This window comes from Allomuricauda sp. ANG21, assembly GCF_040705235.1.
Classification (GTDB): domain Bacteria; phylum Bacteroidota; class Bacteroidia; order Flavobacteriales; family Flavobacteriaceae; genus Flagellimonas; species Flagellimonas marina.
On record NZ_JBFCVT010000013.1, the window covers coordinates 174,386 to 187,828 of the forward strand.

Annotated in this window: 16 protein-coding genes; 8 read left to right on the plus strand and 8 right to left on the minus strand. The window is 40.8% G+C overall.

Annotated elements, in window-relative coordinates:
* Positions 1-31: 31 nt before the first annotated feature.
* On the plus strand, positions 32-481 hold the full coding sequence (locus AB1A65_RS15575) for a DUF1569 domain-containing protein (RefSeq protein ID WP_366590853.1): 450 nt from the start codon (positions 32-34) through the stop codon (positions 479-481).
* A gap of 6 nt (positions 482-487) precedes the next feature.
* Here AB1A65_RS15575 and AB1A65_RS15580 read toward each other — a convergent pair whose 3' ends face one another.
* Positions 488-1,843 carry a Mur ligase family protein gene (locus tag AB1A65_RS15580; protein ID WP_366590854.1) on the minus strand — a complete coding sequence of 452 codons (1,356 nt, stop codon included), beginning with the start codon at positions 1,841-1,843 and terminating at the stop codon, positions 488-490.
* A 96-nt stretch (positions 1,844-1,939) separates the two neighbouring features.
* Here AB1A65_RS15580 and AB1A65_RS15585 point away from each other — a divergent pair, with 96 nt between their 5' ends.
* The 3 genes from AB1A65_RS15585 to AB1A65_RS15595 all read left to right on the plus strand — a co-directional run bounded on the left by AB1A65_RS15585 (position 1,940) and on the right by AB1A65_RS15595 (position 3,511).
* Positions 1,940-2,251: a cupin domain-containing protein gene (locus AB1A65_RS15585; protein ID WP_366590855.1), complete on the plus strand. Its 312-nt coding sequence runs from the start codon at positions 1,940-1,942 to the stop codon at positions 2,249-2,251.
* 3 nt (positions 2,252-2,254) lie between these two features.
* Positions 2,255-3,040: an SDR family oxidoreductase gene (locus AB1A65_RS15590; protein WP_366590856.1), complete on the plus strand. Its 786-nt coding sequence runs from the start codon at positions 2,255-2,257 to the stop codon at positions 3,038-3,040.
* Positions 3,041-3,133: 93 nt separating this feature from the next.
* Positions 3,134-3,511 carry a DoxX family membrane protein gene (locus AB1A65_RS15595; RefSeq protein ID WP_366590857.1) on the plus strand — a complete coding sequence of 126 codons (378 nt, stop codon included), beginning with the start codon at positions 3,134-3,136 and terminating at the stop codon, positions 3,509-3,511.
* A 57-nt stretch (positions 3,512-3,568) separates the two neighbouring features.
* Here AB1A65_RS15595 and AB1A65_RS15600 read toward each other — a convergent pair whose 3' ends face one another.
* The 7 genes from AB1A65_RS15600 to AB1A65_RS15630 form a co-directional block, all read right to left on the minus strand.
* Positions 3,569-4,297, minus strand: a complete 729-nt coding sequence (locus tag AB1A65_RS15600) for a LytTR family DNA-binding domain-containing protein (protein ID WP_366590858.1) — start codon at positions 4,295-4,297, stop codon at positions 3,569-3,571.
* Positions 4,294-5,352 (minus strand): histidine kinase, encoded by a 1,059-nt coding sequence (locus AB1A65_RS15605; protein ID WP_366590859.1) that lies wholly within the window; start codon positions 5,350-5,352, stop codon positions 4,294-4,296. The genes AB1A65_RS15600 and AB1A65_RS15605 overlap by 4 nt, the downstream gene beginning before the upstream one ends.
* A 61-nt stretch (positions 5,353-5,413) precedes the next feature.
* Complete coding sequence (locus tag AB1A65_RS15610; RefSeq protein ID WP_366590860.1) at positions 5,414-5,623, minus strand: hypothetical protein; 210 nt, start codon at positions 5,621-5,623, stop codon at positions 5,414-5,416.
* 259 nt (positions 5,624-5,882) lie between these two features.
* Positions 5,883-6,404, minus strand: coding sequence for a DUF4136 domain-containing protein (locus AB1A65_RS15615; protein ID WP_366590861.1), 522 nt, complete (start codon positions 6,402-6,404; stop codon positions 5,883-5,885).
* A 64-nt stretch (positions 6,405-6,468) separates the two neighbouring features.
* Positions 6,469-7,470: a GTPase ObgE gene (gene obgE / locus AB1A65_RS15620; protein WP_366590862.1), complete on the minus strand. Its 1,002-nt coding sequence runs from the start codon at positions 7,468-7,470 to the stop codon at positions 6,469-6,471.
* Complete coding sequence (locus AB1A65_RS15625) at positions 7,467-8,027, minus strand: hypothetical protein (RefSeq protein ID WP_366590863.1); 561 nt, start codon at positions 8,025-8,027, stop codon at positions 7,467-7,469. The genes obgE and AB1A65_RS15625 overlap by 4 nt, the downstream gene beginning before the upstream one ends.
* Positions 8,028-8,029: 2 nt before the next feature.
* Positions 8,030-9,136 (minus strand): adenylate kinase, encoded by a 1,107-nt coding sequence (locus AB1A65_RS15630; RefSeq protein ID WP_366590864.1) that lies wholly within the window; start codon positions 9,134-9,136, stop codon positions 8,030-8,032.
* Positions 9,137-9,254: 118 nt separating this feature from the next.
* On the opposite strand from AB1A65_RS15630, the gene AB1A65_RS15635 reads away from it, so the two are divergent.
* Genes AB1A65_RS15635 through AB1A65_RS15650 form a run of 4 tightly spaced genes read left to right on the plus strand, consistent with a single transcriptional unit; the run spans position 9,255 to position 13,375 of the window.
* The gene (locus tag AB1A65_RS15635; protein ID WP_366590865.1) at positions 9,255-10,412 is read left to right on the plus strand and encodes a 5-(carboxyamino)imidazole ribonucleotide synthase; all 1,158 of its coding nucleotides are present in this window, start codon (positions 9,255-9,257) and stop codon (positions 10,410-10,412) included.
* A gap of 54 nt (positions 10,413-10,466) precedes the next feature.
* Positions 10,467-10,958, plus strand: a complete 492-nt coding sequence (gene purE / locus AB1A65_RS15640; RefSeq protein WP_366590866.1) for a 5-(carboxyamino)imidazole ribonucleotide mutase — start codon at positions 10,467-10,469, stop codon at positions 10,956-10,958.
* Positions 10,948-11,319 carry a DUF6232 family protein gene (locus tag AB1A65_RS15645; RefSeq protein ID WP_366590867.1) on the plus strand — a complete coding sequence of 124 codons (372 nt, stop codon included), beginning with the start codon at positions 10,948-10,950 and terminating at the stop codon, positions 11,317-11,319. The genes purE and AB1A65_RS15645 overlap by 11 nt, the downstream gene beginning before the upstream one ends.
* Before the next feature lie 28 nt (positions 11,320-11,347).
* Positions 11,348-13,375: a M3 family metallopeptidase gene (locus AB1A65_RS15650; RefSeq protein WP_366590868.1), complete on the plus strand. Its 2,028-nt coding sequence runs from the start codon at positions 11,348-11,350 to the stop codon at positions 13,373-13,375.
* The last annotated feature ends 68 nt before the right edge of the window (positions 13,376-13,443 follow it).

The window sequence follows — 13,443 nt, forward strand, 5'->3', positions numbered from 1 at the left end:
TGTAATTTACGAGGTAAAGAAATCAAGGTATATGAAATCCCTGTTTGACTCCGAAACCCACATAGAAATATTAAATCGGATTGATAATCTTTCTGAATCCTCACAAAGGGAGTGGGGCAAAATGGAGGTTGGACAAATGCTGCGCCACTGTCAGTTTCCTTTGAAGGTCGCTTTGAACAAACATACAATAAAAAAACCCAACATTTTTATGCGATTGTTGTACAAAGGTTTCAAGAAAAGTATGTACAATGATAAACCATGGAAACAGAATCTACCCACCGCTCCTGGGTTTAAGGTTAAAGATAGTAGGGACTTCAATGAAGAAAAAGACAAATTGGTTGGGCTCATCAATGACTTTTATGAGGAAAGGACAAAAAAAGACAGAGACCCGCACCCAGCCTTCGGGTATTTAACCTACGATCAATGGGGCCAATTGGAATACAAACACTTGGATCATCATCTGCGGCAGTTTGGGGTTTAATAGATCTTATTCAAAAAACGATTTTACCCGTTCAAAATCAAGCCCCCCATAATTTCCTGAACTCATCAACAACAAGGTGGAATTTTCAAAATCTTGGGCGAAAAGATAGTCCTGGAAACTCCGTGCATCGGTAAAAATCTGAATATCCTGTCTTTGAAATGATTGGAAAATCTGTTCTGCCGTGACCTCATCCAGACCTTTAATTTTTACGGCATCGGGAGAATAAAAAACGACAGCTTCATCTGCTGCGTCCAATGCTCCTTGATATTCTTCCAAAAACCCCGCATTTAAACTGCTGTAGGTATGAAGTTCCAAACAAGCAAGCAATTTTCGTTCGGGGTACTGTTCTTTTACCGCTTGTGTGGTAGCTTTTACTTTACTGGGTGAGTGTGCAAAATCTTTGAAAGCAACTTTGTTATTAGCTTCCGCAATCTTCTCCAATCGTTTTGAGGCTCCTTTGAACGTAGAGATGGCTTCATAAAAATCAGCTTCGTCCACGCCCATTTGCTGACAAATCCATTTGGCTCCTACCAAATTGTTAAGGTTGTGTTTCCCAAAAACTTCGATGGGCATTTCTCCTTCTGGCGTATTCAGCAAGGTAATACCATCTTCCACACGATATTCTGGGGTATTGTAGGGAAATTTACGGATGGTATTTTCGGTGGCTTCAATAACTTTTACAAGTTCCGGGTCCCCCTCATTATAGGTGATACTTCCTCCACTTACAATGCCGTCCACAAAAATTTGGAACTGCTCCACATAATTTTCAAACGTGGGAAATACATTGATGTGATCCCACGCAATGCCACTCAAAAGGGCAATATTAGGTTGATACAGGTGGAACTTGGGTCTCCGGTCAATGGGAGAAGACAAATATTCGTCACCTTCCAAGACAATGAAATCATTTTCTTCGGTCAAATGTACCATGCGGTCAAAACCTTCCAATTGGGCACCAACCATGTAATCAACTTCAATATCATGGTAATCCAAAACGTGCAAAATCATGGAAGTGATTGTAGTCTTGCCGTGGCTGCCACCAATAACCACACGGGTCTTGTATTTGGACTGCTCAAACAAAAACTCGGGATAGGAATAAATCTTCAAACCCATTTCTTGCGCCTTCAACAGCTCTGGATTATCAGATTTGGCATGCATCCCTAAAATAATAGCATCCAATTGGTCATGGATTTTTTCAGGAAACCAACCAAAACTTTCGGGCAGCAAGCCTTTGGCCTCCAATCTGCTTTTGGAAGGTTCAAAAATCACATCATCGCTTCCTGTAATGTTGTACCCCTTGTGCTCCAAGGCGAGGGCAAGATTGTGCATGGCACTTCCTCCAATGGCAATAAAATGGATGTTCATCAAACGCGTTTATCCTTCAAAAATAGCCAATGACCAAATCAATCCAAACAAAGAACCCATCTTATTAATCTTTATCTTCGGGTAAAATTGAAACCGATGAACCTATCACAAATCAAATCAAAGGAGATCATGCCCGGCTATCATGGCAAAATGGTCCATGCCAAAACCATGAGTTGGGTATTTTGGGATGTGGACCAAGATGCCGAGGTTCCCGAACATTCCCATGTCCATGAGCAAATTATGCATGTGGTGGAGGGTACTTTTGAATTTACCTTGGATGGAAAGACGGATACCTACCATCCGGGAGACGTGGTGATCATTCCTTCCAACACGGCTCATAGTGGAAAAGCACTCACCAAATGTAAACTAATGGACATTTTTAGTCCGGTACGAGAAGAATATCGATAACCTATGAATATATCACTAAAAGGAAAAAAAGCCCTTGTTGGCGGAAGCAGTAAAGGAATTGGTGAGGCCATTGCCCGGCAATTGGCCAAAAGTGGTGCAAGTGTCACCCTTATGGCAAGAAATGAGGAACGCATGAAGAAACTGGTTCAAGAAATGGATAGTTCGCAAGGCCAAAGCCATCACTATTTGGTGGTTGATTTTTCGGATTTCAGTGCCTTCAAAGACACTATATCAGCTTTTTTTAAACATAATACCATCGACATTTTGGTCAACAACACCCAAGGCCCCGAAGGCGGTGGAGCTTTGGAAAAAAATGTGGATGATTATCAGAATGCGTTCGATTTATTGTTCAAATCGGTGGTATATACAACTGAACTTGCGTTGGAACACATGCAGAGAAACCAATGGGGTCGAATCGTCAATGTGGCTTCTGTTTCGGTAAAAGAGCCTTTAAGTTATTTGGCACTTTCCAACACCATTAGGGCAGCAGTGGTAACCTGGGCCAAAAGCTTGTCTTTTGATGTCGCCCAAGATAACATAACCGTAAACAGTGTATTGACGGGTTATTTTGATACGGATCGTATTGCCCAACTTAATACCAAAAAGGCTGAAAAAATGGGAATACTCCCTGAAGAAGTCCTTTCCGACATGGAGGAGAAAGTACCTATGAAGCGGATAGGAAAGCCTGCAGAGTACGGTTATCTGGCCACGTTTTTGGCATCAGATCAAGCAGCTTACATCACTGGAACAAATATTCCCATTGATGGCGGTCTGTTAAAATCCTTATAGCTAGTCCATTACTTTCTGAAATAAGCTGCTCAAATATTAACATATTCGTAATTTTTGCATACATTTAATAAGTAACCAGCAAAAATTATAACTATGAATTCAAAAGTTTTTATGGTAATCCGAATCCTATTGGGAATTTTTGTTCTTGTTTTTGGCTTGAACAAGTTTTTAAGTTTTATTCCAATGGGTGGCGAGATGCCAGATTCCGTTATTGCATTTTTTGGTGCCGTTTCATCTTCTTACACCCTTAAATTGGTGGCGATAGTTGAAATCTTGGCGGGCCTATCCTTTATTTTCAATAAATATGGTGCATTGATGGCCATAATCTTAATGAGTGTATCCATAAATGCGGTACTGTTCCATGCTACATTGTTGCCAGAAGGTATTGGCCCAGCACTTGCTTTGTTGATATTGAATGTATTGGTGCTTATTGGATATAAAGATTGGTACAAGGATTTGCTAAGGCCCTAAACCTTAAAGTCCTAAATGTCAGACCGAGTGCACTCGGTCTGACATTATTATTTTTGGTCAAAGACTCATTTTATCCTTGAAAATATAAGATTGTCTCCGAGAAACTTCAATCTCTTCGCCGTTCTTAAGGGAAAGTTTTAGTTTTCCGTTGAACCATGGAACTACGTTTTCAATATAGTTGGTGTTGACAATTTGCTGTCGGTTTGCCCTAAAAAAAGAAGTCTCCGGAAGTTTATCCTCTATTTGGTTGAGGGATTTGTATAGCAGCGGTTTTTTATCTTCAAAAAACACCCGTGTATAATTGCCCACAATTTCAAACAGTATGATATCCCCAATCTTTACCAACCAGCAAGCTTCTCCATCCTTGATAAAAATCTGACTGTTTTCCGTCAACTTTTTGCCATACCCTGCCTTTTCCCCTTCTTTATTCTCCAACTTTACATTTACCTTGTCCATAGCCATGGCAAACCGTTTATCGCTTACGGGTTTCAAGAGATAGTCCAGCGCATTGTACTCAAATGACTTAATGGCGTACTCATCAAACGCAGTGGTAAATATTGTAATAGGTACTTCATCCAATAGTTCCAAAAGCTCAAAACCATCTTTTTCCGGCATGTTAATATCTAAAAACAAGAGGTCTGGCCGTGTATTTTGAATAAGCTCAAAACCACTGTCCACATTCTCTGCTTCGCCCACAAGCTCAATTTCCTCATGCTTTTTGATGAGTTCTTTCAGCTCATTGCGTGCCAAGCGTGAATCTTCAACAATAACAGCTTTTATCTTCATACCAATGGAATTTTAATGTGTGCCACCACCTCATCGGATATCTCTTTCAGGTTAAAAGAGGCCTTATCTGTGTAGAGCAATTTTAAACGTTGCTCTATATTTTTCAAGCCCAATTGGGTGGAATCCTTAGCAATTTGAAGCTTACCGGTATTCTTGACCTCAATATGCAAAACTTCTTGTTCCTTTCTAATGTTCAACGTAATGGTTCCTCCATGCTTTAGATTGGAGATACCATGTTTTATGGCATTCTCAATGAGCAATTGTATTATCATGGGCGGAATCTGCATATCCAAGGTATTCGCCTCCACATTTTTAACGAACTCCAATCGGTCTTCAAACTGTATTTTTGAAAGGTCGATGTAATTGTCCACCACCTCTATCTCTTCCCGAACTGATATGGCATTACTATTGTTCTTGGTGAGGGAATAGCGCAAAATTTCGGAAAGTTTGGTCAACATTTCACGGGATTTCTCCACATCCTCTAACATCAACCCTCGAATATTGTTAAGGCTGTTAAACATAAAATGTGGATTTATCTGCCCTTTCAAAGTATTTAATTGTGCCTGTTTTAAGTGGGTGTTCAGTTCCAGACGTTCAATTCTATCTCGATTTAGTTTCAACAACAATTTAATGACCAAATAGGTCACCGTCCAGGCCCCTATCAAGAAAAGAGAGTTGATTATTTGAATTCCCAGATTGTCATAATTCTTGAATATCTGGTGCTCTGCTTCTGTCAATGTTGGACCTAGTTTTACATAGAGATAACCGAAAAGGGTATTTAGAAGACCAAAAAGAGTGGCCGTGAGCAGAAAGGCTATCATGATTTTGACAAAATCCTTCCCACCAAAAGACTCAAATCGTATATTTCGTTTTAAGTACCAACGAAGCAAGGCTGTGGTAAAAATACCCAGAAAAGTACCCATCACTACCGAGTATAGGAGCAGTTGGGGACTTAATCCTTTTACTATGAATATGGATACAGAGTTGATGAACCCCCAACCCAATAGTTGAAGTGCCCAAAAAACAGCACTGTTTTTCTTACGACTTAAATCCATAAAATATTAGAAGCGATAATCCAAATATACTCTTTGACAATTAACATTAAGAATCCCTTCCTTACTGTTTTTGGGCTTTCTTTTTCCAAAAAGGGAAACAGCAGGACTTGTTTGAGGGTAAAAACACTATCCAAGTCATAGTTATCCCGGTATAAAAGAATACAAAATAGTCATTGTATGCCCATCCGTTCCACTTGCCATAGAATCCAATTATAGTGCCTACAATTCCCATTCCCAAAATTACTTTCTGGGTAATATTAAATTTTCTCATTGTATTAGTTTTAAAATTTTTGATGATTGATTTACATGAGAATATCCATGAGTATAGATATTATAATTTTTGCTAGTGCTATCATCATTTTTCGGTTTAATGGTTTTGTATGGGACCAAAGTACTGGGATATACCACTATTTGAAAGGAAATTATGGGCAATGGTAAAAATGAGGACTCGAACGGCAAACGGTTTGTAATCAAGCCTTTTACAAAGAAAGAAGGCTTTTCTTGGGTGTGTGAAGGTTTAACCAATGGGGTTACTTGGTCTCCGGAGGAAACTTTGAAAATACTTTCTTCACCAAAGCTCTTAAACGTTTTTCTCTCTCACTGGGCGAGGCATTGTCTCTATAGCCGCTTTCCGTAGAAGCTTGCCAGAACAAAGCATCGCGTTGGGCATCTACGAGGTCGAATTGTATATGACGTTGAATTCCCGTATTGCCAATGGGCACGCCAAGGGAGACCCCTCCACCTACATTTCGTCCACCTCCGCCCATACCAATACCAACCGAACTGTTAGGAGAACCTTGGTATTCGCTGCTCAGGATATTGATGAAAAATTCAGGCTCTTCGGCAAGGCGATACCCCTTGAACTGCAGGGTAGAATCCAAGGCACGTATCAGTCTGCGCTCATCCAATTGACTGAGGCCAGTCTGCATATCAGAAAAATAGTTGTACGTGGTGTAGTTAGAAAAATCCGTTCCTTTATCGTAGTCATAGTTGACCCTGATGGAAGCACAGGATGCCAAAAAGCATAACGCTATGAATAACAAATATCGCATGGCAGGTATTTGGATTACCATTAAAAATAATGAATATTTGGCTGTTGTGGTTGAATAATCCCCGTTATTCGTTCAACAGCGCCCAGAGCTTATCCTTGAGTTCTTGAATACCCAACTGGCTCACCGAAGATATGAACATATAGGGCACATCCTTAAAATCCTCTTGCACTTCCTCGCTCATCTCAGCAATGAGTTCCTCGTCCAGCATATCGCATTTAGAAATGGCCACCAATCGGTCCTTATCCAACAATTCTGGGTTATAACGCCGAAGTTCGTCCAGTAGAATGGCATATTCCTGAGTAATATCTTTGCTATCTGCTGGAATCAGAAAAAGCAACATGGCATTTCGTTCAATATGTCGTAAAAAATAGTGGCCCAAGCCCTTGCCTTCTGCTGCACCTTCAATGATTCCGGGAATGTCCGCCATTACAAAACTTCTGAAATCCCGATATTCCACAATACCCAAGTTTGGTTTTAGCGTGGTAAACTCATAATTGGCAATCTTGGGTTTTGCCGAGGTCATCACGGAAAGAAGGGTGGACTTCCCTGCATTGGGAAAGCCTACAAGACCTACATCGGCCAATACTTTTAACTCAAGGGTAATTTGGGTTTCTTGACCAGGAATACCAGGTTGGGCATATCTAGGAGTCTGATTGGTGGAACTTTTAAAGTGCCAGTTGCCGCGGCCACCCATTCCACCTTCCAAAATAACTTTTTCCTCTTGGTCCTCGGTAATCTCAAACAGTACTTTATTGGTCTCCGTGTCCCTTACCACTGTTCCCAGTGGCACTTCCATGTAAACGTCTGCTCCATCGGCACCTGTACTGCGATTTTTACTGCCATGTTCTCCATGACCTGCTTTAAAATGCTTCTGGAATTTAAAATGATATAAGGTCCAAAGGTTTTTGTTCCCTTTGATGATCACGTGGCCACCACGACCCCCATCACCCCCATCTGGCCCCCCTTTGGCAACATATTTTTCGCGATGTAAATGTGTAGAGCCCTTCCCTCCGTTTCCAGAAGAGACATAAACTTTTACATAATCCACGAAATTGCCCTCGGTCATTCTTTTACACGTTGTAAAGCCAAAATATCCTTAAGATAATTCTTTATCTCAAGATAATTTTCCCTGTAAAGGAAAGATTCTTCTATGGTTAGGTTTTGTAAAACTGATGAAACAGAATCCTTGGGTATAAATTCATCAATGACCTTTTGTCTACCTAATCGTTTTCCCACAGCATCATTTTTAAAAAAACTCTTTTTGTCGAAAATCATATATTTTGAGGTCTTCAACACTTTATCTTCCTCTTTCACCAATCTTGGGGCAATGCCCACGTGATGCTCATAGACAATATCCTCTCCTTCAAAATAAATATGCCGCTCAAAATACATCGTTTCTTCGCGAGTGTGCCTAAAAACGGTCTTGCGAATTCCATTTTGTTCTTTATAAGGCGCTACATAAATGGCTGTGGATGTCCCTGAATTCACCTTATATTCTTCTTCCTGAAGTTGTGCGCCTTTGTCATAGGCCTTTATCCTACTGTCCAAATCATCAACCCATTCATATCTTGAGTTACAAGAAAGGCCTAAAAATAGGATGGCAAGGAAAAAAACATACTTCATAGTTATAGTTTGTCAATTATGGCACACAACCGTTCTGTGACCTCATTGATTTCCCCTGTTCCATTTATTGAATGAAACTTGCCCTGTTTTTCGTAGTAGGCTTTCAGAGGAGCTGTTTTTTGATTGTATTCGTCAAAACGGTTACGGATTTTACTTTCGTCTTGATCATCTGAACGACCACTGCTCTTACCTCGCTCCAACAATCGGGCTACCAATACATCATCATCAGCTTCTAGGGCAATGGTGGCATTTATTTTCATGTCTTTGGATTCCAGAAAATTATCCAAGGCTTCGGCTTGGGCATCGGTTCTAGGGAATCCGTCAAAAATAAAGCCGGCTGCGTCTGGATTTTGCTCCACTTCATCCTTTAACATATCAATGGTGACCTCATCGGGCACTAAATCACCCTTATCAATGTATGATTTGGCCAATTTGCCCAGTTCCGTTCCATTTTTAATGTTGTAACGGAAAACATCTCCCGTTGAAATATGCTTTAAATTGTATTTTTCCTTTAGGAACTCCGCTTGGGTTCCTTTTCCTGCGCCTGGTTTTCCAAAGAGCACTAGGTTGATCATATCTGCTTGGTTTAATTGGTATACTTCTCTTAAATTTCGCCCCTGCTCCTTATAATCCAATCCGTAACCCACAATAAAATTATTGGGGATTTCAAGACCAACGTAATCAATGGCATACTCTCCATTGTACATGTCCGATTTATAAAAAAGCGTGGCAATCTTAAATTCTTTTGCATTGGTCTGGGAAAACAGGTGCACCAATTGCTTTAGTGTTCTTCCCGTATCCACCACATCCTCCAAAATAATGACACTCTTGCCCTCAATCTCTTCGGGAACATCCAGCAGGGTTTCCACGATTCCTGTAGAAGTTAAGCCCTGGTATGAGCTAAGCCTTACAAAAGAAACCTCACAAGGATGCTGGTACGCCTTCAAAAAATCAGCAACAAACATAAAGGCCCCATTGAGTACCCCAACAAAAAGCGGGGTCTCATCCTTGTAATCCTTGGCAATTTCCGCAGCCATTTTTTCTATGGCTTTAAGAATTTGCTCCTCCTTGAGATATGGTTTAAAAAACTTGTCGTGAAGCTTGATCAAGGCAACATTATTTTAGTCAGGTTGGCAAAGATAGCATTTTTTGGGGGCGGTATTGCCCTTAGTCTTTTATCCCTTCAAGGAATTCACGTATTTTTGCTGTTATTCCAATTCGCGATAAATGCAATTTTTCTCTTCAGACTTTAAACTGGGAATTTTAGGAGGTGGTCAACTGGGCAAAATGATGCTCTACGAAACCCGAAAATGGGATATTTTCACCAAGGTGATGGATGCCTCTCCCGAAGCACCCTGCAAAATAGCTTGTAATGAATTTGTGGAAGGAAGTCTCATGGATTTTGACACCGTTTACAATTTTGGAAAAGACGTGGATGTCCTCACCATTGAAATTGAAAATGTAAACGTGGACGCCCTTGAAAAGTTGGAAGATGAAGGCATAACGGTGTATCCACCCACAAAAACACTACGGACCATTCAGAATAAAGCCACTCAAAAGCTTTTTTATACGGACCATGGGATTCCAACCTCACCATTTACACGCTTCGCTTACACCTCAGAAATTGAGGATAGCATTTCAAACGGTGGACTTCAACTTCCTTTCGTTTGGAAAAGTGCTCAATTTGGGTATGACGGGCAAGGCGTAAAAGTGGTACGAAAAATGGATGACCTGAAGGAGCTTCCCAATGTGGAGTGCATCGCGGAAAAATTGGTGGATTTTAAGAACGAATTAGCCGTTATTGTGGCTAGAAGTTCCGAAGGTGAAGTGAAAACCTATCCAGTGGTAGAGATGGAATTTCATCCTGAGGCCAACCAGGTGGAATATGTGATTTGTCCTGCCCGGATTGATGATGTTGTGGCAGAAAAAGCCAAAGCAGTGGCCTTGAAAGTTTCGGAACACATGAAACACGTAGGGCTTTTGGCGGTTGAGCTATTTCAAACCCAAAACGACGAAATCTTGGTCAACGAAGTCGCGCCGAGACCCCACAACAGCGGACATTATAGCATTGAAGCCAGTTATACCAATCAATTTGAGCAACATATCCGTGCTATTCTAGGTTTACCTTTGGGAAAAACTGAGAGCAAAGTGGCCGGGATAATGGTCAACCTGGTAGGCGCCGAAGGCCATACTGGAAATGTGGTATACCGGAATATTGAAACCATTTTGGGTATGGATGGCGTTACCCCACACATTTATGGGAAAAAGCAGACCCGACCCTTCCGCAAAATGGGGCATGTGACCATTGTGGATGAAGATATGAAACGAGCTCGTGAAGTGGCACAAAAAGTAAAGGAGACCATAAAAGTAGAGACAAATAAATAACAAGTTCAAGTTCAAGTTTGAATTTGTTTCTTGACATGTAAAGATTGGAATTTTATGAAAAAAGTAGCCGTGATCATGGGAAGCACCAGCGACCTGCCTGTTATGCAAGATGCCATTGACATATTAAAAGAGTTTGGGGTTGAAGTGGATGTGGATATCGTTTCCGCGCACCGCACCCCTGAAAAGCTATTCGATTTTGGCAAAAACGCCCATAAAAATGGCTATTCTGTCATTATTGCCGGAGCAGGCGGTGCAGCCCACCTTCCGGGAATGGTGGCCTCATTATCGCCTTTGCCCGTGATTGGTGTTCCTGTAAAAAGCAGTAATTCCATTGACGGATGGGATTCGGTTCTCTCCATTCTACAAATGCCGGGCGGTGTTCCGGTGGCCACTGTTGCCCTGAACGGAGCCAAAAATGCCGGGATTCTTGCTGCACAGATCATCGGAAGTTCAGACAACGGAATCCTGAAAAAAATTGAAGCTTACAAACAGGGGTTAAAAGATAAGGTCATTAAAGGCGCAGAAGAAGTTAAAAATGGAAAATGAAAAAATCTTTTTTAGGGACACGAATGTTTTAGTCACACAATCCCGAGTTGTTATATTCAACAAAACATATTCATTGGGAAATGTTTCTTCCGTGGATATGCTTGTTAAGCATAAAACAGGCACTAAATTTTTTTCACTGTCACTCTTAATAATAGGTCTATTGGGTATATTCAATGAGGTATATGGTTTAGGTGTTTTTTCTATTGCAATAGCTGCTCTTTTATTCTTTTTCATGAAAGATGAATTCATTGTCAGAATTTCGAGTAACTCTGGAGAAAACAATGCATTAATTTCTAAAAATAAAGATTATGTACAACAAGTCGTAAATGCCATCAGTGAAGCAATAATTTACAGAGGGTAAATCTGAAAATCCAATTATCAAAAATTCCATGAATCCATTATTGACCCCATTTGACCAAGCTCCATTTTCAAAAATAAAGAACGAACATTTTAAACCGGCCTTTCTTCAGGCCATTGAGGATGCCAGAGCGGAAATCGATGCCATTGTTGCTAATCCTGAAGCACCCACCTTTGAAAACACCTTGGAGGCATTGGATTTTTCAGGACAGCAATTGGACCGTATTTCCAGCATTTTTTTCAACCTGAACTCCGCAGAAACCAACGAGGAAATTCAAAAGATAGCCCAAGAAGTGTCACCCTTGTTATCTGAATTTGGCAATGATATCATCCTAAACGAAGGACTTTTTCAACGTGTAAAATCAGTTTATGAGCAAAAGGATGGACTCAATCTTACTCCTGAACAGGCAACCCTATTGGAAAAAACCTATAAGAAGTTTAGCCGTAATGGCGCAAACTTAAAAGAGGAGGATAAGAAACGGCTTCGCAAAATTGACGCAGAACTCGCTAAATTAAAATTGACGTTTGGTGAGAACGTCCTTGCAGAAACCAATAAGTTTGAACTCCTGTTAACCGATGAAAAAGATGTAGAGGGCCTCCCAGAAGGAGAAAAAGAAGCTGCTGAACAATTGGCCCAATCCAAAGGCAAGGAAGGCTGGTTGATTACACTGGATTATCCCAGCTACATTCCTTTTATGAAATATGCCAAGAACAGGGATTTGCGTAAAAAACTGTCAATCGCCTTTGGCAGCAAAGGTTTCCATAACGACAAACTGGACAATCAGGAAAACGTCCTAAAAATCGTTTCGCTCAGACATGAAAGGGCCAACTTGTTGGGCTATCCAACCCACGCTAATTTTGTTTTGGAGGAACGCATGGCCGAAACTCCTGAAAAAGTAATGGATTTTCTCAACGAACTGCTGGAAAAAGCCAAACCCGCTGCCGAAAGGGAGTTCCAAGAGTTGGAGGACTTTGCCAAGGAACTGGACCAAATTGACCGATTGGAAAAATGGGACAACGCCTATTATTCAGAAAAATTGAAACAGAAACTCTTTAATCTGGATGATGAAAAGTTAAAACCCTATTTTAAGCTTGAAAATGTCATTAATGGAGTTTTTAAAGTTGCTGAAATGCTTTTCGGGCTAACATTTAAAGAAGTCTCTACGATTGATAAGTACCACGCCGATGTAAAGACTTTTGAGGTCTACGATGATTCAAACAACTTTATTTCGCTTTTTTATGCGGATTTTCATCCCCGGCCCGGAAAACGGGGCGGTGCATGGATGACTTCTTACAAACCTCAATATATCCGAAATGGCAAAAACAGCAGGCCGCACATTTCCAACGTTTGTAATTTCACCAAACCTACCAGTACAAAACCTTCGTTATTGACTTTCAATGAAGTAACCACCTTGTTCCACGAGTTTGGGCACGGTTTACATGGCATGTTGGCCGATACCACGTATCCTTCATTATCGGGGACATCGGTGTACTGGGATTTTGTGGAATTACCCAGTCAAATCATGGAGAATTGGTGTTATGAAAAGGAAGCTTTGGAACTATTTGCCCACCACTACCAAACCGGCGAGCTGATTCCCATGGAGTATGTTGAAAAAATCAAGGATTCAGCTACTTTCCAAGAAGGTATGGCCACCGTTCGCCAATTGAGTTTTGGATTTTTGGATATGGCTTGGCATGGCACCGACCCATCGGGCATTAAAAATGTAAAAGCCTACGAAACCCAGGCCTTTGAGAATACATCGTTATTTCCAGAAACATCAGAAACGTGTATGAGCACTTCGTTTTCCCATATTTTTCAAGGTGGGTATTCCTCTGGCTATTACAGCTATAAATGGGCAGAAGTTTTGGATGCTGATGCATTTGCCTATTTTAAGGAACGAGGTATTTTTAACAGAGAGATTTCAGATAGGTTCAAAGAGCATGTGCTCTCCAAAGGAGGAAGCGAAAATCCTATGGAACTCTACAAACGTTTTAGAGGGGCGGAGCCCAAAATAGATGCACTATTGGAAAGGGCAGGATTACTTAAATCGACTGGTTGATAAACACATAAAATAGGATGTTAATTTTTTGAAAAAGCACCCAATGGTTATAATTGTGTGATACATTC